The organism is Gemmatimonas sp. (assembly GCF_027531815.1).
In the GTDB taxonomy this organism is placed as follows: Bacteria; Gemmatimonadota; Gemmatimonadetes; order Gemmatimonadales; family Gemmatimonadaceae; genus Gemmatimonas.
This window is the reverse complement of sequence record NZ_JAPZSK010000012.1, coordinates 39777-61151: the sequence shown is the minus strand read 5'-3', so window position 1 is coordinate 61151 and position 21375 is coordinate 39777. Positions and strand designations below refer to the sequence as shown.

The 21375-nt window shown below is 69.1% G+C and carries 22 protein-coding genes; 11 read left to right on the top strand and 11 right to left on the bottom strand.

Features of this window, described 5'->3' with window-relative positions:
- Positions 1-62: 62 nt before the first annotated feature.
- The gene (locus tag O9271_RS15075; protein ID WP_298271414.1) at positions 63-602 is read right to left on the bottom strand and encodes a phosphoribosyltransferase; all 540 of its coding nucleotides are present in this window, start codon (positions 600-602) and stop codon (positions 63-65) included.
- Positions 603-813: 211 nt separating this feature from the next.
- Between O9271_RS15075 and O9271_RS15070 the strand changes: the two genes are divergently transcribed.
- From O9271_RS15070 to O9271_RS15055, 4 genes are all read left to right on the top strand, one after another.
- Entirely contained in the window at positions 814-1296 is a 483-nt protein-coding gene (locus tag O9271_RS15070; protein WP_298271411.1) for a tetratricopeptide repeat protein, read from the top strand.
- A complete protein-coding gene (locus tag O9271_RS15065; RefSeq protein WP_298271408.1) occupies positions 1296-2066 on the top strand; it encodes a ParA family protein in 771 nt (256 codons plus the stop codon). Before O9271_RS15070 ends, O9271_RS15065 begins: the two co-directional genes overlap by 1 nt.
- Positions 2063-2890 (top strand): hypothetical protein, encoded by an 828-nt coding sequence (locus O9271_RS15060; protein WP_298271405.1) that lies wholly within the window; start codon positions 2063-2065, stop codon positions 2888-2890. The genes O9271_RS15065 and O9271_RS15060 overlap by 4 nt, the downstream gene beginning before the upstream one ends.
- 127 nt (positions 2891-3017) lie before the next feature.
- Positions 3018-4904: a long-chain fatty acid--CoA ligase gene (locus O9271_RS15055; RefSeq protein WP_298271403.1), complete on the top strand. Its 1887-nt coding sequence runs from the start codon at positions 3018-3020 to the stop codon at positions 4902-4904.
- A gap of 21 nt (positions 4905-4925) precedes the next feature.
- Here the strand turns inward: O9271_RS15055 and O9271_RS15050 are convergent, their stop codons facing one another.
- From O9271_RS15050 to O9271_RS15035, 4 genes are read right to left on the bottom strand one after another with little or no spacing between them, the layout of a single operon-like run.
- Entirely contained in the window at positions 4926-5561 is a 636-nt protein-coding gene (locus tag O9271_RS15050) for a hypothetical protein (protein WP_298271401.1), read from the bottom strand.
- A 39-nt stretch (positions 5562-5600) separates the two neighbouring features.
- Positions 5601-6326: an SDR family oxidoreductase gene (locus O9271_RS15045; RefSeq protein WP_298271399.1), complete on the bottom strand. Its 726-nt coding sequence runs from the start codon at positions 6324-6326 to the stop codon at positions 5601-5603.
- Between the two features lie 5 nt (positions 6327-6331).
- On the bottom strand, positions 6332-6979 hold the full coding sequence (folE, locus tag O9271_RS15040) for a GTP cyclohydrolase I FolE (RefSeq protein ID WP_298271396.1): 648 nt from the start codon (positions 6977-6979) through the stop codon (positions 6332-6334).
- 4 nt (positions 6980-6983) lie between these two features.
- Entirely contained in the window at positions 6984-7397 is a 414-nt protein-coding gene (locus O9271_RS15035) for a 6-carboxytetrahydropterin synthase (RefSeq protein WP_298271393.1), read from the bottom strand.
- A gap of 315 nt (positions 7398-7712) precedes the next feature.
- Between O9271_RS15035 and O9271_RS15030 the strand changes: the two genes are divergently transcribed.
- Positions 7713-7883 carry a hypothetical protein gene (locus tag O9271_RS15030; RefSeq protein WP_298271390.1) on the top strand — a complete coding sequence of 57 codons (171 nt, stop codon included), beginning with the start codon at positions 7713-7715 and terminating at the stop codon, positions 7881-7883.
- Positions 7884-7922: 39 nt separating this feature from the next.
- Here the strand turns inward: O9271_RS15030 and O9271_RS15025 are convergent, their stop codons facing one another.
- From O9271_RS15025 to O9271_RS15010, 4 genes are all read right to left on the bottom strand, one after another.
- A complete protein-coding gene (locus O9271_RS15025) occupies positions 7923-8900 on the bottom strand; it encodes a GNAT family N-acetyltransferase (RefSeq protein ID WP_298271388.1) in 978 nt (325 codons plus the stop codon).
- A 4-nt stretch (positions 8901-8904) separates the two neighbouring features.
- On the bottom strand, positions 8905-11382 hold the full coding sequence (locus tag O9271_RS15020; protein WP_298271385.1) for an SMC family ATPase: 2478 nt from the start codon (positions 11380-11382) through the stop codon (positions 8905-8907).
- 2 nt (positions 11383-11384) lie between these two features.
- Positions 11385-12587: a DNA repair exonuclease gene (locus O9271_RS15015; RefSeq protein ID WP_298271382.1), complete on the bottom strand. Its 1203-nt coding sequence runs from the start codon at positions 12585-12587 to the stop codon at positions 11385-11387.
- Between the two features lie 79 nt (positions 12588-12666).
- Positions 12667-13590, bottom strand: a complete 924-nt coding sequence (locus O9271_RS15010; RefSeq protein ID WP_298271378.1) for a hypothetical protein — start codon at positions 13588-13590, stop codon at positions 12667-12669.
- A 183-nt stretch (positions 13591-13773) separates the two neighbouring features.
- Between O9271_RS15010 and O9271_RS15005 the strand changes: the two genes are divergently transcribed.
- Entirely contained in the window at positions 13774-14742 is a 969-nt protein-coding gene (locus O9271_RS15005; RefSeq protein WP_298271375.1) for a hypothetical protein, read from the top strand.
- 22 nt (positions 14743-14764) lie between these two features.
- Here the strand turns inward: O9271_RS15005 and O9271_RS15000 are convergent, their stop codons facing one another.
- The gene (locus O9271_RS15000; RefSeq protein ID WP_298271373.1) at positions 14765-15049 is read right to left on the bottom strand and encodes an Lrp/AsnC ligand binding domain-containing protein; all 285 of its coding nucleotides are present in this window, start codon (positions 15047-15049) and stop codon (positions 14765-14767) included.
- Between the two features lie 11 nt (positions 15050-15060).
- Entirely contained in the window at positions 15061-16251 is a 1191-nt protein-coding gene (locus tag O9271_RS14995) for a pyridoxal phosphate-dependent aminotransferase (protein WP_298271368.1), read from the bottom strand.
- A 268-nt stretch (positions 16252-16519) separates the two neighbouring features.
- Here O9271_RS14995 and O9271_RS14990 point away from each other — a divergent pair, with 268 nt between their 5' ends.
- The 5 genes from O9271_RS14990 (at position 16520) to gcvH (ending at position 21356) form a co-directional block, all read left to right on the top strand.
- Positions 16520-18397 (top strand): DbpA RNA binding domain-containing protein, encoded by a 1878-nt coding sequence (locus tag O9271_RS14990; RefSeq protein WP_298271365.1) that lies wholly within the window; start codon positions 16520-16522, stop codon positions 18395-18397.
- A gap of 3 nt (positions 18398-18400) precedes the next feature.
- On the top strand, positions 18401-19012 hold the full coding sequence (locus tag O9271_RS14985; RefSeq protein WP_298271362.1) for a thymidine kinase: 612 nt from the start codon (positions 18401-18403) through the stop codon (positions 19010-19012).
- Between the two features lie 167 nt (positions 19013-19179).
- The gene (locus O9271_RS14980; RefSeq protein ID WP_298271360.1) at positions 19180-19995 is read left to right on the top strand and encodes a helix-turn-helix domain-containing protein; all 816 of its coding nucleotides are present in this window, start codon (positions 19180-19182) and stop codon (positions 19993-19995) included.
- Positions 19996-20270: 275 nt separating this feature from the next.
- A complete protein-coding gene (coaE, locus tag O9271_RS14975) occupies positions 20271-20894 on the top strand; it encodes a dephospho-CoA kinase (protein WP_298271357.1) in 624 nt (207 codons plus the stop codon).
- A 75-nt stretch (positions 20895-20969) separates the two neighbouring features.
- The gene (gcvH, locus tag O9271_RS14970; protein WP_298271355.1) at positions 20970-21356 is read left to right on the top strand and encodes a glycine cleavage system protein GcvH; all 387 of its coding nucleotides are present in this window, start codon (positions 20970-20972) and stop codon (positions 21354-21356) included.
- Positions 21357-21375: the final 19 nt, after the last annotated feature.

Genomic DNA, 21375 nt, shown 5'->3' with positions numbered 1-21375 from the left:
GGGCGGCGGTGAGCGCCTAGCCGGTCGTGGCGGGGGTCGACTGGCGCCCGCCCGACCCGCCATTACACGATTGGCGGGGGGATGAGACCGGTGTACTTGGGGTTGGGCTGCAGTTCGCCGTCCAGGAAGACTTCCCGATCCCACGGCAGCACGATCATCGCCTGCGTGGCGAACGCGTGGTAATCGGGCGTGTAGCTGCCGGTGAGAATGCTCACCGCCGTGCGCACCTCGCGGGCACCGGCATTCACGATCGCCCCCACTGCCAGGCGCAAGGTGGCGCCGGAATCGCAGGTTTCGTCCACGACGAGCACCCGTCTGCCACGCACATCCGATGGCGCGGCCCCGAAGACCGCCGGCGTCTCGCGCGCCTCGTCGGCGTGAGGCCGCCGAGAGATGAGAATGGAGTGGAACGGCAGATCGAGAATCGCCGCCACCGCAGCGCCCGGCACCACGCCCGCCGTGGCGATGCCAACGATGACGTCGGGCATCCAGTCGCGGGCCACCCGGACGGCCAGCGCGCGGGACAGTTCGCCGAACAGCGGCCAATCGACAATGAGCACGCCCTTCGAGGGATCGGGGGCGTACGGCTGCGGCACAGGCATTCCACGGCTCCGCTGAGGGTCTTGCGGAGTGTAGTGCTCTCGGGGACGACGCGCCATGCGAACAATCCCCGACGGGCGCGTGGGTGACGCACGGCGTCTTGTAGGGGGGCGGTCGTACCGATAGGTTTGCGACAGCGGCTTGCGGGCCGCCGCCGGTGTTCCTGCGAGTCAGTCGCAGCATTCCTTTCCCCTCACGATTCCCAGCGCGCGCATGACTTGGTGGCGCCGCCTCGTGGGCGGCTCGTCCGAACGTGATTCGAAGCAGCCGGACTTCCTGGCTGAAGCGCTCGATCTCGAGTCGCGCGGTGATTACGCCAACGCGCTGACATCGTATCGCCTCGCCCTGCGCGAGCGGCCCGATGATCCGCGCGTGCTGCAGAACATCGCCATCGCGTTCTCCAAGACGAGCCAGCCGGAAGAGGCCATTCGCACGTACCGCCGCGCCCTGCAGATCGATCCGGATCTGGCCGGGGCGCATTACGGACTGGCGTTCCTGCTGCTCAAGCGGGGCGACACGGCACACGCCGGTATGCATCTCGAGGGGTTTCTGCGTACAACACGGGCCGACGATCCGGCGGCGGCGAAGTTCCGCGCGCACGCCGAGCGCACGCTGGCCGAGTTGAGCGGGCAGGAGCCGGCCGCCGACGCGTTCGACGACGGCGACGACGCACACGATCCGCGCACCGAGGGCTGATGGTGGGTCGCGTTCTGTCCATCGTGAGTCAGAAGGGGGGCGTGGGGAAGACGACCACGGCAGTGAACCTGGCCGTGGCCTTTGCCCGTCGCGGCCTCAAGACGCTGCTCGTGGATGCCGATCCGCAGGGTGCCGTGCGCTACGGCGTGGGGCTGCGGCGCGGACATCCCACCGTGGGGTTCGATGACTACGTGCGCGGCGAGCGCGCCTTGCGTGAGGTCATCCTGCCCACGGCGCTCCCCTGGCTCCGGGTCATTCTTGCGGGCAGCGTGAGCGATTCGGCCGACCACCGGGATTTCCAGAAGCAGGTGGGGGAAACCACCGTGCTCGCCGACCTCCTCACCTTGGCTCGCGAACGGTGCCATGTGGTGGTCGTGGACACGCCGCCCGGCCTGGGGGCCATTACGCGCCGGGTGCTGGCCTCGAGCCAGCATGTGGTGGTGCCCCTGCAATGCGAGCCGCTGGCGCTGCAGACCACGCCGCAGATCCTCCGCACCATTCAGGACATGGTCGCGGAGAATACCGAGCTCACGCTGGAGGGGATTCTCCTCACGATGTACGAACAGGGGAACCCGGCCAGTGAGCGTGTCGTACACTACGTGCGTGAGCATCTTCCTCAGCACCTCGTGTTCGAAACGCCCGTGCCGCGAACGCCGGCCACGGCCGATGCCTTTGCCGCCGGGCAGCCGGTGGTGTTGCGTGCACCCGCCGATGCGGCGAGTCAGGCGTACGTGAACATCGCCATGCGCCTCGCCGAACGCTTCGTGTGACGCGTCTCCTGCTGCTTGGCGGAATGACCGCTGCCGTGTTCGTCGCGGTTGGCTGTGCCGACGTTGGCACGGCTCCCGATGTCCCCGCCAGTATCGAGCTGCCGCCGTTTCCGTTTCCGTCGGTGGTGGTGGGCGACACGCTGCGCAACGAGGCTGGCGTCGCCGCCCCCGTGCGCGCCGTCGTGCGCAACGCGGCCGGCGACGTGATCGACGGCGCGCGCGCCACCTACCTGTACGCCGACTTCCTGCGCGACAGCGCTTTCACGGTCGACACCGCCACCGGCATCATCGTGGCCCGTCGCGTCGTCGCCTCGGGGCGCATAGCGGCGCGCATTGGCAGCTCGCTGCAGGTCCTGCGACCGCTCATCGCCACGGTGCGCCCCGATCTGGTGGAAGCGGCCAGTGCCGCCGACCCGCTCATTGTATCGCTCCTCCCCGATACCGGACGCGCGCGGGCGGAAGGGAATACCTCGGGCGAACTGCCCGTGGTGGTGCGCAACAGCTCCAGTCCCACCGCCGGCGGGGTGAACGGCTGGCTGGTACGCTTCCGCCTCGTCCGCCCCGCCAACCCGGCCAACGACACGTCGCAGGCCGTCTTCCTGGTCGACGACCAGCTGCGCGCCTCCACGGTCGACACCACCAGCCCCGATGGGCGGGCCGGGCGGCGGGTCCGGGTGCGCGCCGCGCGCTTCCCGACGCCGCAGGGCAACGCGCGTGTCACCGACACGGTGGTCGTGGAAGCCACCGTGCGCTACCGCGGGCGGCTGGTCACCGGCGCGCCGATCCTCCTCAGCGTGCCCATCATCCGGCCGGCGTCACAATAGCGGGCCGAGCCATACCCTCCCGCCCGTCGTGGCGCGGAGCCAATTTTCCCCTGCCTACCCTGGGCGGCTCGTGACCGGCGTCATTCCACCCGGCACCCACCCGACCTCAGTCCTGCTGGAGATGGCGATGACTTCGTTCAGCGCGTCCGCGGTGCCCTCCCTGAACCACACCCTCGCCGGCATCCCGTCGCCGCTCACGGCAGCGGCAGGGGGGCCACGCCCCGCACCCGGTACGGTCAACGCGCTCTTCTTCGATGCCGTGGAGCGATACGAGCGCGCCGACGCCCTCCTGTACAAGGTGAACGGCGTCTGGGAGCCCACGAGTCACGCCAGCATCCTCACCCGCGTGCGCCACATTGCGCTGGGGCTGGCGCGGCTGGGCATCGTGGCGCAGGACCGTGTGGGGCTGCTGTCGGAGAACCGCCCTGAGTGGCTGCTGGCCGACTACGCCTGCCTCTGCAGCTCCGTCACCGATGTGCCCATCTACCCCACGCTGCCGGCCGAGCAGATTCCCTACCTGCTGAACGACTCGGGGGCGCGCGCCCTCTTTGTGTCCACCCCCGAGCAGGCACGCAAGGTGGCGAGCGTGCGCGCGCAGGCGCCGGGCGTGCAGTGGATCATCGGCTTCGCCGCCGACAAGGATGACGGCTGCGACTACACGCTGGCCGAACTGGAGGCGCTGGGCGCGGCAGATGACAGTCGTGAGCGCGCGACGCTGTTCAAGGAGCAAGCGCTGGCCGTGACCCCCGACCAGCTCGTCACCCTCATCTACACGTCGGGCACCACGGGCAACCCCAAGGGTGTCATGCTCACACAGGACAACCTGTGCTCGAACGTGCTGGCCACGAAGGCCACGATGCCCGTCAGCACCGCCGATACGGCGCTCAGCTTCCTGCCGCTGAGCCACATCTTCGAGCGCACGGGCGATTACTTCCTCTTCGCCAACGGCGTGCGCATCGCGTACGCCGAGAGCATCGACACCGTACCGGTGAACATGAGCGAGGTGAAGCCATCGCTCATGATGTCGGTGCCGCGTCTGTACGAGAAGATCTATGCGCGTGTCCTCGAGAACGCCGTCTCCACCGGTGGGATCAAGAAGCAGATCTTCTTCTGGGCCAAGCGGGTGGGAGAACGCTGGGCCGACGAGAAGCTGACGGGGCGGGAGCCGGCGGGGCTGCTCGGATTCCAGTACCGGCTCGCCGACAAGCTCGTCTTCTCGAAGCTGCGCGAACGTACGGGCGGCAACATCCGCTACTTCATTTCCGGCGGCGCGCCGCTGTCCCCCGAGATCGCCAAGTTCTTCTACTCGGCGGGGTTGATCATTCTCGAAGGGTACGGCCTCACGGAAACCTCGCCGGTGATCTCGGCGAACAACCTGCGGGACTACCGGCTCGGCACGGTGGGCAAGCCCATTGCCGGTGTGGAAGTGCGCATTGCGAAGGACGGGGAGATCCTCACGCGCGGCCCCCACGTCATGCGCGGCTACTACAACAACGAGCAGGCCACACGGGAGTGCCTCACCGACGACGGCTGGTTCCACACGGGTGACATCGGCGTGCTCGAGGACGGCTTCCTGCGCATCACCGACCGCAAGAAGGACATCATCGTGACGGCCGGCGGCAAGAACATCGCGCCGCAGCCGATCGAGAACATGCTGAAGACCAACAAGTATGTCTCGCAGGCGGTGATGCTGGGGGACAAGCGCAAGTTCCCGGTGGTGCTCATCGTGCCCGATTGGGATCAGCTGGAAAAGTGGGCGGCGCGCAACCAGATCGTGTGGACGTCGCGCGCTGAGCTCATGAACATGCCCACCATTCAGGCGAAGGTGGAGAAGGAAGTGAAGGAACAGCTGAAGGGGCTGGCGAGCTACGAGATGCCCAAGAAGGTGAAGCTCATCGAGCACGACTTCAGCATCGAGCGTGGCGAGCTCACCCCCACCCTGAAGGTGAAGCGGCGCGTCATCGACCAGACGTACAAGGCGCAGATCGACGAGCTGTACGCCGGCGCGGACTGACCCGCGCGGCGTGGGCGCTTCTCAGCCAACCTGATCCGGCGCGCGCCGGCGGAGCTCCACGAGTCCGCTGGCGCGCGTTGTCACGTCGGCCACCAGCTCGTGCGCGTCGTGGGCCACCGTCTGCACGCCGGCCGGGAGCAGCGCGGCGGCGGGCGCCACGAGACGACCGCCCCGTCGCACCGCGCGCACCACGCTGTCGAGCATCGGCCCGTCACTGTGCGCGCCATCGAGCGCGGCGCCAGCCAGCGTTTCGACGCCGAGCGGTACCCGTCCGCGCACTTCGAGCGCGCCCACCAGGGTCGCGGGCCGTGGTGCCGTGCGGCGGGCGTTGAGCCACAGCTGCGGGACCGGCACAAGCTCGGCCAGCGCGGCACCGGCATCGGCATAGACGCCAGCGAGCAGCACCGGCTGCTGGCCCTCGGTCACCCCAAGCAGGGCGGCCAGGCGCACGGCCTCGACGGCCATGGCCGGAGCCGGTGCAACGGGTGGGTCGAAGCGCGCGATGCCCTCGTGAATGACGAACTCGGCGCCGCAGACGGGGCAGGCCAGGTCGGCATCGAGCAGTTCCGCGCCCTCGGCACGCTGCACCATGGCCACCAGCCAGGACTCGTCGTGCGGACGCGGGCACCGCAGCGCATCGAGCAGGTCTCTCAGCATGACGAAAGCTAACGGCGACGGCGCGCAGCGTGCACGCCGCTAGGCCCGACTGATTCTCAGCTCGTCGACGTTCACGTGTGGAGGGCGCGTCACGGCCCACAGCACGGCATCGGCAACGTCGGCCGCGAGCAACATGCTGGCGCGCGGCGGGAACCCCGGCGTATTGTCGGGGTCGACCGGATCCCAGATGGGCGTGTCCGTGGCGGCGGGCGAGACGAGCGTGGTGCGAATGCCCGAGCCGACGCACTCCTCGCGCAACACCTCGTGCAGGGCGCGCGCGCCGAACTTGCTGGCGGAGTAGGCGCCATTGCCACCGAAGATCCGACGATCGGCGACCGACCCGATGGTCACCACGTGTCCGCTGCGCTGCGCCCGCATGCCGGGCAGCAGGGCGTGCAGCAGCCGGTACGGCGCCGTGAGGTTGGCGGTGAGCGTCTGCTCGAACGTGGATGGCGACGTGTCGGCAATGGCGGCCAACGGAAAGATCCCGGCGTTGCTGACGAGGATGTCCACCTGACCGCCGGCGGCGGCCAACACGCCGGAGACGGTCTGCGACAGAGCGGGCGCATCGGCGAGATCACAGGCGTATGCCTCGGCGCCTCCACCCAGCTCGAAGGCGAGGGACTCGAGCGCATCCCGGGAGCGGGCCAGCAGAAACAGTCGTGCCCCCGCCGAGGCGAGGGCACGGGACACGGCGCGGCCGATGCCACGTGACGCCCCGGTGACCAGCGCCGTTCGGCCGCTCAGGGGCGCACCCGCGGGCATGGCGCTCAGTACGTGGTGGGGGAGTGGGCGAGCCGCAGAAACTCGCTGCGGGTCTTCGAATCGTCGCGAAACAGGCCCCGCATGCTGGACGTGATCGTCCGCGAGCTCTGCTTCTCCACACCGCGCATCATCATGCACAGATGCACCGCCTCGATGACGACGCCGACCCCCTTGGGCTGCAGTACCTCTTCCAGCGCGTCGGCGATCTGCTCCCCGAGACGCTCCTGCACCTGCAGGCGGCGCGCGAACACTTCCACCACGCGCGGCAGCTTCGACAGCCCCACGATCTTGCCGTTGGGGATGTAGGCGATGTGCACCTTGCCGAAGAAGGGCAACATGTGGTGCTCGCACATCGAGTACATCTCGATGTCACGCACCATGACCATGTTCTCGTGATCCTCCGCGAACAAGGCGTCGCCGATGACTTCCGATGCCGTCTGGCCGTAGCCGCGGGTGAGCCACATCTGCGCCTTGGCCACACGGCTCGGCGTCTTGAGTAGCCCCTCACGATCGGGGTCCTCTCCGATCAGTTCGAGCTGACGACGCACCATCGTTTCGTACTCGGCGAGGTTGCCATCCACGGCGAAGTCGTCGGGATCGACGACGCTGACCGCCGCACGTCCCGACGGCACTCCTGCTACAGGTCGGATCACGTCCTTATTCCCCTTCGTAGTCGACATAGTTGTTCTCGGTTTCCCAGAGCCGCAGTCGAACCAGTTGGGCGGGCGCGATCGCCGGAGCGAGCACCCGCCACATGGCCACCACCACGTTTTCGGTGGTCGGATTGATGCCCTGCGTGTAGGGGACGTCGATGTTGAAATTGCGATGGTCCGTCTCGTCGATCACATGCCGGTCCACCACGTCCCGCAGCTGCCCCAGGTCGATCACGTAACCGGTTCGCTCATCCACGGGCCCCCGGACCGACACTTCCAACTCGTAGTTGTGACCGTGCCAGTTGGGGTTGTTGCACTTGCCGAAGAGCCGGGTGTTCTCGGCGTCGGAGAGCGCAGGATTGTGAACTCGGTGCGCCGCGTTGAAGCGGAGACGGCGTGTCACGGTAACGATTGGCATGTGGAATGAAGCCGGCCGGAAGGGAATTGGTTCCGTCGGCTACCCCCAAAGCGAAGGCCCCGCCACAAGGACGGGGCCTTCGCAACAACACGGGAACGAAGAGGGTGATCTTGAAGCCCAAAGAAAACAATAAGACTCTCACCGCGCTGTCGCCTTCCCCGCACTGGGGCATGACGTTCACCCGTTTGTTGAATCCCTTCTCAGGACTTATCGGCTCAAGAAGTAAAGCCTCCCCGCCCCCGCAGCCATGGATACGAGGCGTATTGTAGAATGCGGCCCCGGAACGCGCAATTGCGCACTGGAGTAGATTGTCTCATGGACCTCACTCTGCTTGCCGGAATCGTGATGCTGGTCGTCTGGGGCGGGCTCACCGTCGCCACGGAGGCGCCCGGCTGGATTCACCTGCTGCTGACCGCCGGGGTGTTCCTCATCATCTGGCGCATCGTCGTGCGCGACACGCCCAACGGCCCCGGCACTGGGCGGTAGTTGTCACGCCGCCACCGCGCCCCCGGGCGCACGGTGGCGTCAGATCTCCCAATTCGACAGGACCATGCCCTCGGTGGGCGGCACTTCGGACCACCCGAAGACGCTCATCCGCAGATCGGTCCACCGCACGCGCGCGCCGCGGGCCACCAGCGTGCGATAGGCGTCGGGATAGTCACCCTGCACGCGGATGGCGAGACGGCGTGTGCCGGTGCGCCGCGCCAGGTCGGCCAGCGCCCCCAGCAGCGCCGGCAGCTCAGCGCGGCGCGCGAGCACGAGCTTCAGCACGCGCAGCTCGTCACGTGAGCGCCCCTCGACCAGCGGCGCCGAGTGACAGAGGGCAAACCCCGACGGATCGTGCGGCGGGCCGAGCAGCACCGTATCCCCCAGCCCCAGCCGGTCGGTCAGTTCGAGTTCGCGGGTGAAGTCGTACCCCGGCATCACGCGCGTGGTGAGCGCGAGACACGCCGCCATCGCGGCCACCTTGTCGCTCGCCGACAGCTGTGACAGCAGGCGCGGTGCCTTGGGGCCGACCGCCGCATCGAGCGTCACCGTGATGGTGAGATGCGACGGCACGAAGCCAAGGTTGGAGTAGAAGCCGATGTTGTCCATCGTTCGCGGCATCGTTTCGAGGCCGATGACGCGCGCCTGCTGCAGCCGAAGCCAACGCATCCCGGCCTGCACCACCACCTTCCCCAATCCCACGCCCTGTTGGTCGGGGCGGACACACAGCGGCCCCATCCACCCTTCTGTGCCCGAGTGGTGCGCCATGTTGAAGGCCACGAGGCGTCCCTGCCCATCCCGCCAGCAGAGCGCCCCGTCGCCGGCGTCCTCGATGGCATAGCGCCAGATAGCCGGATTGAGCGGCGGTACCCGCACGCCCGTCATCCCGTCCTTGCGATAGCGCTCGGTGAACGCCTCGGTGAAGATCTCGTTCAGCTCGGGGATGTCCGCCAACGTCGCCACGAACGGTCCGTCAACCGGTCGGGCACTGCGGAACGATCGGGTCGACACGGTCATCGGCTCACCCCTCGCCCCAGGGCGCGGGCGCGGCACCTGCCGCGAACTCCACCTCCGATGACAACGACGCGCCCTCCATCGCCGTTGTGGCGTCGGTGACCACGCTGCACCCGCGCGTTTCGTCGAAACGCACCAGCAGCAGGCGATCGAGTCCCTCGCGCACCTGTTCGATGTGCGTGATCACGATGACCTGTTCGAATCGATCATGCAGTCTCCGCAGCAATTCCACCACGTTGCTCCGTCGGGTTTCATCGAGCGAACCGAACACCTCGTCGAGAATGAGCAGCGAGAACGACTGGCCGGCCCGCTCGGCGATCATCTGCGAGATGGCCAGACGCAGCACCAGATTGCACAGGTCTTCCTCGCCGCCCGAGATCACCGGCTTCGGCACCCCGTCCTCGAGCACGAGCAGGCGATACTCCTCGTCGAACTCCAGTTGAGTGTACCGCCCGTCGGTGAGATCGTCGAGGAATCGGCTCGCGATTTCCGCCAGCTCCGGGCGCAGCTGATGATTCAGGTCGCTGCGCAGGTCGGTGAAGGCGCGATCGAGTTCATCGTGCACGCGCTTTTCCGTTTCCAGCGCATCGAGGCTGGCCTGCAGGCGGGCCAGCTCCCGTCGCGCCTGCTCCGCCGTGTCCAGTGCCGTGCGCGCCCGCTCGGCTTCGCCGCTCGCAGCCACCGCTTCCAGTTCGGCGCGCTGCGCCTCGGCGGCCGCGGCCTCGTACGCCGCCCGCACCGTGCCGTAGGTGGCATCATCCATACCCAGCGCCGCCGATTGCGTTTCCACCATCATCATGCGCTCGCGCGCCGCGTCGCGCGCGGCCAGCACACGCGCCCGCTCGGTACGGGTCACGAGTTCACGCTCGAGGAGTCCGCTCACCCGTGCCATGCGCGTTTCGATCTCCTGCAGCCGCTGCACCTCGGCACGGAGCTGTTCGTGCCGATGCGCGTCGTAGCCGGACGCCAGCGCCGCCAGCTGCGTCGTGGCATCCTCCAGCCGACGCGTCAGTTGCGCCCGCTGCTCCGCCACCATGCCGGCCTCTCCCATCGCCGCCTGGATGCGCGCCAACCGGCGCTCGGCGACGGCCACCTCCTGCTGCTGGCCGCGACGTCCCTCTTCGAGGCCGTCAATGCTCGCCGGCACGGCCGAGAGCTGCTCGGCGCGCTGCCGGAAATAGTGGCCATCGACACGGACCGTCTCGAGTTGCTCGTTGAGCTGCTCCAGTACCGAGGCGAAGTTCGCCCCCAGCGGCTGGCCACAGGTGGGACAGGGACTTTCCTCTCCCAACCCTTCGAGTCGCTCCCGTTGCTGCGAGAGCTCCGCGTACTGCGTGCGCAGCGCCTCGAGACGCGTTTCCGCCTCCTGCCGATCACGCGCCCAGGCGGTACGCTCGGTATCGAGCGCCTGCTCTGCCTGCGCCAGGACTGCACGCAACGCCAGCAGCTGCGCCGTGGTCTCCACCTCCAGCGCGGGCGCCGACTCGAGCCGCGCCGCCCGATCGATGAGCTTGGCCTCCTCTTCGGCGTATGCGGCCACCCGTTCGAGCAGCGCCTGTCGGCGGGCCCCGGCGGCGGCAAGCTCTTCCTGCGCCGACAGCGCCTCGCGCACACCGGCCAGTCCGTTGGCCTCCGCGCGCAATGGCACGAGCTCGTCGTGCGCGCGTGCCACCGCGTCGAGTTCACGATCGAGCCGTTCGAGTTCGCGCGACAGCGACACCGCCTCACTCTCGGCCACCCGCAGTTCGGACGCCAGCTGCAGCCGTTGCTCCCGCTGCGACTGCGCATCCTGCCACCGGGGCACGAGCCCCTGCAGCCGCGCGGCCGCGTCCCGCTGCGCCGTTTCCGCTTCGGCCGATCGCGTGCGCGCCACGGCCAGACGCGCCTCGGCGTCGGCCACGGCGCGCCAGATGGCGTCAGGGTCGGCCATGCCCTGCTTGAGTCCGTTGATTTCCGCCAGCACCGCGCGCCGACGCTCGCGGGCGAACTCCTGGGCGCCAGTGATGCGATCGTATCCCAGCACGCGCGACAGGAAACGCGCCCGCTCGGCCGCCCCCAGCGCGGCCATCACGTCCAGCTCCTTTTGCCCCGTGAAGTACGTGTGAAAGAACTCCGCGCGCGTCATGCCGAGGCGGCGCTGCAGCAACTCCGTGGCCCCGGTGATGGTATTCGCGATGGGGGATTCACCAGCGTCGAGGTAGACCTCGGCGTTGGAGAGTCCGCGCAGGACGCGGTACCGGTGGCCGGCCAGCTCGAACACGAGCTCCACTTTCACCGGCGCGCGCGCGCCGGCGCGCGAGAAACGGATGCCGTCACGCGTGCCGCGGGCTGCCGGGTTGCCGTAGAGGGCCCACGCAATGGCTTCGAGGATGGTGGACTTGCCCGATCCATTGGGCCCGACGATGCCGGTCAACCCGCGATCGAAGTCCAGTCGCGTGTCGGCATGCTGGCGGAAGTTCTGCAGGCGGAGCGAAAGGAGTCGCATGCTCAGCCGTCCATCACCGGGAGCGCCGCGACGGCCGCTTCCTCCGCGAGGTGCAGATAGCGCAGGCCGAGCGCCACGAACTGGTCGCGGTCCACGTCGGCCGGCAGCGGTCGCTCGCGCAGTTGATCACCGACGATCTCCGGCAGCGTGGCGCGGCGGCTTCCGCCGCTGCCGTTGCCGCCTCCCGCGCGACGCGGCAACGGGTCGGGGCGTCGCGTATCGAGGTGGAAGTGCATCGCCCGCCGGCGATACTCGCGCAGCGCCCCGTGGTCCAGCTCGCGGGCCACGTGACGGGCCACGTTGCGCACGGTCACCCGCACGATGCGGTGATCGATCCCCCCCGGCGCGCTGTCCACCCGCGCCCGTATGGCCGCATCGATCTCGCCCGCTCCCATCCCGCTGGCGTCGATCGGTTCAAGATCGAGCAGCGGGCGCGCCGGCGTCACCGGATGAAAGCGATGGACACCGTGGGTCAGGTCATGCTCGATGAAGCCCTTGCCGGGAATGCGGCGGTCGCGCTCCTCGCGCAGTTCGCCCCACGGGTTGGTGCTGGTGTATTCGAGGGAGCCACTGTAGTAGGCCCGTGGCGCAACTTCACGGTACACGTGGTAGTGACCAAGCGCCACGTAGCTCCACTGGTCGGCATGCAGCGCCTCCGGCGGAATCTCGATGGCGGCCCGCTCGGCGTTCGCGGCCTGCGCCGGCAACAGTCCCGCCACCTCGCCGTGCAGCAGGAGCACGGTATGCCGGAAGCCTTCGGGGGGCAGCAGCGGTGGTCGCTCAACACCGGGGGCATCCGGTACGGCCAAAACGGCAAGCGACTGCTCCGGAAAGGTGAACAGCTCCGCGCTCGCATCGGCCACGTGTACGCCGATCTCCCGGAAGAGCCGCAGAATGCACCCCGTTTCCGCCGTGCGCGGCGCGTCGTGGTTGCCCGCCACCATGATCACGGGCGTCTCGGGCAGGCGTTCCCGCAGCTGCATGAGGGCACGAAAGGCGTGCAGGATAGCCGGATTGGACGGCCGCACGGTGTGAAACACGTCGCCACCGATGACGACCAGATCGGGGGCCACGTCGATGATCTGCGTGATGGCCCGCTGTACAGTGGCCGCGACGTCATCCTCGCGCTGGTTGGTACCCGAGGCGGTGAGCCGTTGGTACTGGCGGAAGCCGAGATGGAGATCGGCGAGGTGGACGAGACGCATCCCCAAACCTAACGGCGGGTGTCTCCGGCGCGGGTGGCAGCGGGGCGCGCATCGCTGCGCGGCACGTGCCCCGCTCCGTTCAGTGCACCCGGACCTGCTGTTCGATGCGAATGTCCAGCAGCATCGGACGACTGGTGCCGGCGGGCCCGGGGGCCACCTCCGACTGCACGTCCATGACGGTCCGCGCGTCGGTAATCCAGGCGCGACTGCGGTCCACGACCATGGTGCCACGCAGGGTGCCGGCGGTGATGACGCGCGTACCCGGCGGCAGCTCGCGTGCCGCACCATCACGCCGCAGCACACCCACGAGGGAGATGTAGGCGTGGCGGCCACCACGAGACAGCGAGTCGAGCCGGAGGCGCGCCTGCACCACGCCGTCGGCCCGATAGGAGCCAAGCGGCAGCGACGGGAGCCGCATCTCCCGCTGCCACGTGCTCCCGGCGCGTACGGCCCCGGTGGGGAGGAGTCCTGGCACCGAGGCCAGCGTGGCGCCGAGCGTGGCGTCGGCCGACGCCGGATCGCGCACCCGCATGGCCCCATCGGGAGTGACCGTGACACGGACGTACCGACTGCCCTCCTGAACGGGCAGGCGCACCGGCCGCACCGCGTCGCCGGTGGTGCCGCTCCACATCACGATCGAATCGGTCGTGGCCAGCAGCGTCGTCTCCGTCAGATCACTCGCCTCCACCAGCGAGTGGGCATACAGCTGGACATGGGACACGCGCGTCTTGGCGCGCCCGGCGCGAGGGCCGTAGTCGGGTGCGGGCGAGGCCCCGCGCTTGCCCTGCAGGAGAGGGGGAACCGTTGACTGGGGGCCATCCACACGGCGGCCGCTGACGTGCACCGCCTGTTCGACATGGAGCTGCAGGGTGTCCCCGACATGGGGGCGCACCAGCAGCTGCACGCCCCTCGTGCCTGCCCGCTGCGCGGCGGCCGGTACGGCAACCATGCTGGCCGCCAGCAGCATGCCCGCGGCGGCACTTCCCAATCCTCGGCCGGACATCACCGGCCGTACCGATGCACTACGGCGCCTGTCGAAGTCATGTGTGCCACGAGGGCCCGTACCCGCATCATGCCACCAGAGATCCGTGCTGAATGCCATGCGCACCGCGAGCTCATACCCCGGGCGCCGCGCGATGCTCCCCGACCAATGGACTTCCGACCGCTGGCGTACGAAACTGCCTGCGTGTCCATCCTGTCACGTATTCTCCGGCCCTCGCGCGCCGTCTCCACCGGCGCCGTGGCCATGTGCGCGCTGTCACTTGCCGCCTGCGACGCCGTGAAGGGCAAGCTGTATCCCGAGGCTGTCGACCGTGGGTGGCAAAGCGACAGTACGCTGTTGGCCGCTTCTCCCGCGGTGCTCATGCGGGTGGTGCGGGGCAAGGAGGGCACGCGGGCCGTGCCGCTCGCCACGATTGACGGCAAGGGCGTGCACACCCTCTCGCTCACCCCGCGGGGATGGCGGGCGCTGGATGTGCAGCTGCTGCACGAGGGACGGCGGTTCGTGCCGTACCGGGGCAGTGAGCCGCTGGGGGCCATCGTGTCGCGACGCGGTATGTGGGAAGGGGCAACGCTCGACTCGCTGCCGGGGTGCAGCCAGATGCTTCCGGCAGCCGCCGTGGCAGTGCCCGACGGTGTCGAGCTACTCACGTCCGGGAGCAAGGCGCTGCCCGTACGCGCGAACGGGTTGGCCACCGGCGAGCTGGACCGGGTGCTGAGCGTGGTCTCCACCCTCGTGGCGCCGTCGGCCGGCGTGCCGATGTCCAAGATGTCGCGCTATCGGCGCACGGTGCAGGTCGTGGGGACGGGTGCCACCGCCAGTCCCACGATCGTGGTGACGTACAGCGATCCCCAGGAACTCCCCGAGGGGGCTTCGCGCATGGCGGAGCGCCCGCGGCAGCTGGTGCTGGTGCTCGACAAGGGGGCCTACGGCTACCGGCCGTCGCTCACGCTGGCCGACGTGTCGGCGGCACGCCTCACACCGCGCCGCCGGTTTCTCGGCGCACTCGACACCGATGGCGATGGGCGCGCCGAGCTGTTCTTCGGATTCGGCGAAAATGTCGCACGCGGCGAGCTGGCCACATTCAGCTATCGCTTCAGTGGCGATGCCTGGATCGCGGACTGGGAGTACCTGCGGACACGCTGCCTGGGCTGACGCGCGCGGGCGTCGGTGGCAGCTACTCGACGCCGATATCCCACGCCTGTTCGAGGTCACGCTTGCTGTACTGGCGGAACGCCGTGAGTGTTTGCGTGCGCTGAATACCCGGCACCTTGGCGAATTCCTGTGTGACCACCGTCGCGATCTGCTCGAGGTCGGGCACGCGGACGATGGCCACGAGATCCCAGGCTCCCGAGACCGAGTAGACCTCCGCCACCCCGTCGATGGCCGTGAGCGCCACGGCACAGGCGGGGATGCTGCGCGGATCAGCCTGCACGAGTACGATCGTGGTAATCATCGACATGGCACCAGGTGTCAGGTAGTGAGGCAGGTGGCGATTCGCGTCACCCCTTCGACCGCCACGGCCTCGGTCGTGGCGTAGCTGGCGCGAATCCAATTGGGGGTCCCGAACGCGCTGCCGGGCACGATCGCCACCTGCTGCTCCTCGAGCACGGCGGCGGCAAAGGCGGCGCCCGGATCGGCGGCGCCGCGAAATCCGTCGACGTTCAGGTACAGGTAGAATGCTCCGGCGGGATGCACGTACTGCACTCCCGGGAATGCCCCCAAGGCGCGCAGCACGGCGTCGCGGCGCTGGCGGAAGGCGCGCACCATCTCGTGCACTGCGGCATCGGCCTGTTCCCGCTCGGCGAGCGCCGCCAGCGCGGCGTGCTGCGACACGGCGGCGGCGTTGGAGGTGGTGTGCCCCTGAAAGGCACTCATGGCCTTGGAGAGCGGTGCGGGGGCAATGGTCCAGCCAATGCGCCAGCCGGTCATGGCGTAGGCTTTGGCCACGCCATTCACGATGATGAGGTTGTCGCGCGCCGGCGCGATCTCCAGTGCCGAGACGGCGTCCCCTTCGTACGCAATGCGCCGGTAGATCTCGTCGGCAATGACCCACCACCCACGATCGCGCGCCAACGTAAGGATGTCGGCCAGTTCGTCGCGCGAGTACACGGCCCCCGTGGGATTGGTGGGCGAATTGAGCATCACCCCCTTCGTGCGCGGGGTGGCTGCCGCATCGAGCATCGCGGCCGTCACCTTGAGCGAGTTGGCCGGATCGCCGAGCACGGGAACGGACACGGCACGCGCCAGTTCGACCATTTCGAAGTAGCTCGTCCACGACGGAATGGGGATGAGGACTTCGTCACCGGGGCCGAAGCAGCACATCACGGCGTTGTAGAGCGACTGCTTGGAGCCGTTGGAGACGACGACCTCGCCGGGCGTCACCGGCTGCTGCTGCACCTGGATGCGATTGGCGTCGGCCGCAATGGCTTCGCGGAGCGGTAGGATCCCTTCGGTGTTGGTGTACCGCGTGGCCCCCGCCTCGATCGCGCGCGTGGCCGCCTGCCGAATGAACGCCGGCGTGTCGAAGTCCGGCTCCCCCGCTCCGAGATCGATGACGGGAATGCCCTGCGCCTTGAGGGCGCGCGCCTTGGCGGCAACGGCGAGGGTGGCGGACTCCTTCAGTCGGGCGATGTTCGGGGACGGCTGAAAGGACAGCGGCATGTCGGACGGATCCGGAGTGGAATTGGGGCGGAAACCGACTATCTTTCGAGGTTCGGACTCGAGCGTCTCGAGGCAATTAAGCGCGCTCCGGGAGCACGCGCCACGTGGGACCAATGCGCCAACCGGGCGCACGACACCGGCAGTTGGGCTGCCGGGCTGACTAACAACTGATGGGGTGGGTGTGAGCGAGCAGGAACGGGAAGACTCGTCGCCAGGGGCGACGCGGAGCCAGCACATCGTGCTTGAGGGCCCCGCTGATTTGCGGACGATGACCGCGGCCATGCGCCCCGGTGTGGAGCGCAGCCGGCAGGGCGGCGCCGCCGGTGCCCCGGTGTGCCTCGTCATCACCCCCACCATCGAACAGGCCATGGCGGCCGCCGATCAGGCACGCCGTCTGCTGGCCGATCCCGCAGTACGCGTGGTCCCGGTCACCGGGGCCGTCCGCGCCCGCCGTGTGCTTGGGCTCGCCCCCGTGGGCGTGGTCACCGGCACCCCCGCCGATCTGCTCACGCTGCGCCGCGACGCGGCGCTGGGTGTGGACCAGCTGCAGACGGTCGTCATAGTGGGCCTCGACGAAATGCTGGCGGCCAACGGTGCCGACACGTTGCAGGCCCTGCTGGGGGACACGCCGGAAAACGTGAGCCGCGTGGCCACGCTCGAACGCGAAACCGAAGCCAGCGACGCCTTCCTCGAGGCGCAGCTGCGACGCGCGCGCCGCATGACGCCGCTCCTCGTTGGCGACACGCCGCTCGCGGTCACCCCGCGGTTCATTCTCACGGCACCCTCCGGGCGGGTCGACGCCCTGCGTTTGGTGCTCGACGAAACGGACCCGCCATCGCTCGTCATCATCGCCGCCACCGACGCCGGTGTTGCCGACGCCACCGCGGCGCTGGCGCGCCTCGGTCTTGTCGTCGACGGCCTCTCGGTGCAGGTCACCCGGCAGCCCACAGCGCAGCACGTGGCGATGGCGGTGCTGTGGGAGGAACCGGCCACCTTCGAGGCGCTGGTCGAGTCGCTGGCCATGCGGCCGGTCGATGCCGTGGCCCTGCTGCTGCCCGATGAACTGCCGGCGTTCCGGCGCATGACACAGAGTCTCGCGGAAGCGTGGACGCCGGCGCCCCGCAAGGCCGCTGCCGAGGACCGTGTCCAGCAGCTGCGCAACGCCCTGCGCACCACGTTGGGCAACGGCCATGCGGCCGCGAGCGAACTCGCACTGCTCGCCCCGCTGCTCGAGTCGCACGACGCCCTCGAGATTGCCTGCGCGGCGCTGCGCCTCTACGAGAGTGCGCGACGTGAGGCCATCACCGTGCGCGCCAAGGCGGCCGCCGCCGGCGCCAAGTCGACGATGCGTGAGACGCCCCGAGAGAGCGCGCGTGCCGGCGATGCGCCGGCGGCGCCGGCTGGACGCCAGCGGGTGTTCCTTGCCGCGGGCAAGCGCGACAACGTGCGGGTGGGCGACATCGTGGGCGCCATCGCGAACGAGGCGGGGGTACCGGGGGAGAAGATCGGCCAGGTCGACCTGTTCGAGTCGCACGCCACCGTGGAGCTCGACGCCCCGGACGCCGCGAAGGTCGTGGCCGCGCTGGGGAGCGCCACGCTGCGTGGCCGTCGCCTGAGTGCGCGCATCGATGAGCGCAGCGGGGGTGAGCGTCCCGAGCGCGGTGGCTTCGGCGACCGCGGCCCGCGACGGGACTTCGGTGGTGACCGTGGCGCGCCGCGCCGCGACTTCGGTGGCGAGCGTGGGCCGCGCCGTGACTTCGGTGGCGAGCGTGGGCCGCGCCGTGACTTCGGCGGTGAGCGTGGTCCGCGTCGCGACGGCGGCGGTGATCGCGGCCCGCGCCGCGACTTCGGCGGCGAGCGCCCCGCACGCGGCGGCGATCGTGGTGAGCGTGGTCCGCGTCGCGAGTTTGGCGGCGAACGCGGGGCCGACCGTGGCCCGCGCGGCGGCGCCGGCGGTGGCTTCGGCGGTGGTTTCGGTGGTGGTCGTCCGCCCCGCGCCGCCGATGAGCGACGCAGCTGGGGGGATCGCCCCGTGGGAGAGCGCACCGAGGGCCGCAGTGAGTGGACGGAACGTGCCGAGCGCATGAAGCACGCGAAGCGCGAACGGCCGGCACGGCCGTCGACCGATCGGGGCGACGAGGCGTAACGCGTGAGTGGCGGCTTTCAGGCATCCGGTGGATGGATGGAGGTCATCGCCGGCTCGATGTTCAGCGGCAAGACCGAAGAGCTGCTGCGTCGGGTCCGGCGCGCCACGATTGCCCGCAAGCGCGTCCAGGTGTTCAAGTCGCACCTGGACGACCGCTACGCCGGGCTGTGGGCCGTATCGAGTCACGACCGGCGCACCTTCGATGCCACGCCGGTCGATTCCTCGTCGCAGATCCTGCTCCGTCTCGATCCCATGGCGCAGGTGATCGCGATCGACGAGGTGCAATTCCTCGACGCGGGCATCGTGAACGTGGTGTCGGGGCTGGCAGATCGCGGACGCCGGGTCATCATGGCGGGCATCGATACCGACTTTCGCGGTGAACCGTTCGGCCCCATGCCCCAGCTCATGGCCATGTCCGAAGTGGTGGACAAGCTGCATGCCATCTGCGTGCTGTGCGGGTCGCCGGCCAGCCGCACCCAACGACTGCTGGCCGGAAAACCGGCGCCGTACGATTCGCCGACCATCATGGTGGGTGCCTCGGATTCCTACGAGGCCCGCTGCCGGGCGTGCCATCAGGTACCGCGGCGCGACGAGGCGCAGCAGTCCCTGCTGTAGGGGCCCGCGCCGCCGGTACCCTGGCGATCCGGAGGGGGCAAGGGAGGGCACGCCTGGACGGTCGGCGGCGGCCCCGACCGGGAGCGGTGTGACGCGTGACGCGGGGTGGGCGTCATTCTGCCGAACCCGATGGCATTTCTCCTCACTTTCCCCGGACGGATCGTCGCATGGGTGTAATCGCGACGCTGCTCGCACACGAACCCCGGCTCGCACGGCTGCGCAGCGCCGCGCGCGACCGGTATCGGTTCGTGCCATGCGAAGACTGGACCTCCCTCACGCGTGCCTGTGAGCGAGGGCCCATCAATGTGGTCGTTTTCGACCTGTACGTCGACGGTCGCGCCGACTTCGAACGTGTGCGTCAATTGCGCATTCGCGTGCCGCGCGCGGCACTCGTGGCGTACGTGGACCTGACACGGGAGCGGGCGAAGGACATGTTCGACGCCGGACGCTGCGGCATCGATGTGCTCGTCGTGGCAGAAGAAACCGACACGCCGCAACTGCTGGCTGCGCTGCTCGACCAGGCCGAGGCGCGCAGCGTGTCGAGTCTGCTCAAGCCGCACCTCACCGGCCTCCGCAGCGTGGTGCGCGACGCCGTGATGCTGTCGGTGACGCGTGCCCACGAGCGGCTCACCCCCGACAGCTTGGCTCGGCTCATCGCCGTCTCCCGCCGGCTGCTCTCCAAGCGCCTCGAGGGCGCGCAACTGCCGCCGCCACACCAGCTGCTGACCTGGGGTCGGCTCATCGTGGCGGCCAGCATGCTCGAGGATGGTTCGCGCAGCGCCGACGGCGTGGCCAGTGCGCTCGACTTCCCCTCCGGTTCGGCGTTCCGCAACACCTGCCAGCGCTATCTCGGCTGCACGCCACACCAGATCCGCCTCCGAGGCGGAGCGAGCTGGGTCATGCAGGAGCTGCTGGTGAACCGCGAGAAGCGGCGGCAGATCGCGGATCATGAGGATGACCTGCAGGACTCGGCGGCAGCGTGAACGGCGGAGGGGTTCCGGTGGTCGGCAAACGGTGCTGAACAGCAGACCGCAGTCGGCAGGAACCACAGCACGCAGACAGGAGTGATGCGGAAGAACAACACGGCGGCGTGCGCGATGCGCCGCCGCCGATGTCCCAACCGCGAAGGAAATCGGGCGCCCTGCGAAGCAGTGGCGCCCGTTTCGTTCTTCCGCATCCCTGCCGTCTGCCCACTGTCGTTCCTGCCGTCTGCCGTCTGCCGGTGGTCGCCCACGCGATCTGCCCCTACGTTTCCCCCATGCTCCACGTCGCCCTCACCGGCAACATCGCCTCCGGCAAGTCCACCGTGGCCACCCTGCTCGCCGCGCACGGCGCCACGATCATCGACGCCGACGAACTGGCCCGGGCCGCGGTGGCCCCCGGCACCCCGGGGCTCGAAGCCGTGGTGGAACGCTTCGGACCCGGCGTGCTGGCACACGACGGGTCGCTCGACCGCGCCGCCCTGCGCGCCCGGGTGTTCCGGGACGCAGTGGCCCGCGACGCGCTCAACGCCATCGTGCATCCGGCGGTGCGACAGCTGCGTGAGGAGGCGGTAGCGGCCGCTCACGCCCGCGGGGACCGCATCGTGGTGTCGGACATTCCGCTGCTGTTCGAGGTGGGACTCGAGCACGCCTTCGATGCGGTCATTCTCGTGGATGCGCCAGAGCCCGTACGCCTCGCCCGCCTCGTGCGCGATCGTGGCCTGGGCGCCGAGGAGGGGCAGGCCATGATCGATGCGCAGTGGCCATCGGCACGCAAGCGGACCGGGTCCACCTGGGTCATCGACAACAGCGGCGACCGAGACGCATTGGCCGCCGATGTTCAGGCGCTGTGGACGCAGATCGAGGCCCGCGCCGCGCAGCGGGAAGCAAACCCGTTGTAGCAAACCGCTTCCCCTTCCGGGTCCCGGGGCGGATACTTCCCGGGTTCGGTTCTTCCTTCCCTTCCGGAGCCATTCGTGTCGAATATCCCCGCCGACCTGCGCTATACCAAGGAGCATGAATACGTCCGTGCCACGTCGGAATCCGACGTGGTGTTCATCGGCATCACCGACTATGCGCAGGGTGAGCTGGGCGACATCGTGTACGTGGAGCTTCCCAAGGTGGGCGCCACCTACGGTTCGCACGACGTGTTCGGGACGGTCGAGGCGGTGAAGGCCGTGTCGGAGCTCTTCATGCCGGTGGCCGGGGAAGTGCTCGAGGTGAATGGGCGCCTCGACGGCGAGCCCGCGCTCATCAACACCGACCCGTACGGCGATGGCTGGATGATCAAGGTGCGCATGACCGCTGGCGGCGACGCGGGGCTCATGTCGCCCGACGCCTACCGCGCACAGCTCGGCGAATAACCGCCCCACCATGCGCCAC

Excerpts from the sequence above, each read along its gene's own strand:
- O9271_RS15075 (WP_298271414.1), bottom strand. The coding sequence starts at position 602 with ATGCCTGTGCCGCAGCCGTACGCCCCCGATCCCTCGAAGGGCGTGCTC.
- O9271_RS15070 (WP_298271411.1), top strand. The coding sequence starts at position 814 with ATGACTTGGTGGCGCCGCCTCGTGGGCGGCTCGTCCGAACGTGATTCG.
- O9271_RS15065 (WP_298271408.1), top strand. The coding sequence starts at position 1,296 with ATGGTGGGTCGCGTTCTGTCCATCGTGAGTCAGAAGGGGGGCGTGGGG.
- O9271_RS15055 (WP_298271403.1), top strand. The coding sequence starts at position 3,018 with ATGACTTCGTTCAGCGCGTCCGCGGTGCCCTCCCTGAACCACACCCTC.
- O9271_RS15050 (WP_298271401.1), bottom strand. The coding sequence starts at position 5,561 with ATGCTGAGAGACCTGCTCGATGCGCTGCGGTGCCCGCGTCCGCACGAC.
- O9271_RS15045 (WP_298271399.1), bottom strand. The coding sequence starts at position 6,326 with ATGCCCGCGGGTGCGCCCCTGAGCGGCCGAACGGCGCTGGTCACCGGG.
- O9271_RS15035 (WP_298271393.1), bottom strand. The coding sequence starts at position 7,397 with ATGCCAATCGTTACCGTGACACGCCGTCTCCGCTTCAACGCGGCGCAC.
- O9271_RS15030 (WP_298271390.1), top strand. The coding sequence starts at position 7,713 with ATGGACCTCACTCTGCTTGCCGGAATCGTGATGCTGGTCGTCTGGGGC.
- O9271_RS15025 (WP_298271388.1), bottom strand. The coding sequence starts at position 8,900 with ATGACCGTGTCGACCCGATCGTTCCGCAGTGCCCGACCGGTTGACGGA.
- O9271_RS15020 (WP_298271385.1), bottom strand. The coding sequence starts at position 11,382 with ATGCGACTCCTTTCGCTCCGCCTGCAGAACTTCCGCCAGCATGCCGAC.
- O9271_RS15015 (WP_298271382.1), bottom strand. The coding sequence starts at position 12,587 with ATGCGTCTCGTCCACCTCGCCGATCTCCATCTCGGCTTCCGCCAGTAC.
- O9271_RS15010 (WP_298271378.1), bottom strand. The coding sequence starts at position 13,590 with ATGTCCGGCCGAGGATTGGGAAGTGCCGCCGCGGGCATGCTGCTGGCG.
- O9271_RS15000 (WP_298271373.1), bottom strand. The coding sequence starts at position 15,049 with ATGTCGATGATTACCACGATCGTACTCGTGCAGGCTGATCCGCGCAGC.
- O9271_RS14995 (WP_298271368.1), bottom strand. The coding sequence starts at position 16,251 with ATGCCGCTGTCCTTTCAGCCGTCCCCGAACATCGCCCGACTGAAGGAG.
- O9271_RS14990 (WP_298271365.1), top strand. The coding sequence starts at position 16,520 with ATGACCGCGGCCATGCGCCCCGGTGTGGAGCGCAGCCGGCAGGGCGGC.
- O9271_RS14980 (WP_298271360.1), top strand. The coding sequence starts at position 19,180 with ATGGGTGTAATCGCGACGCTGCTCGCACACGAACCCCGGCTCGCACGG.
- coaE (WP_298271357.1), top strand. The coding sequence starts at position 20,271 with ATGCTCCACGTCGCCCTCACCGGCAACATCGCCTCCGGCAAGTCCACC.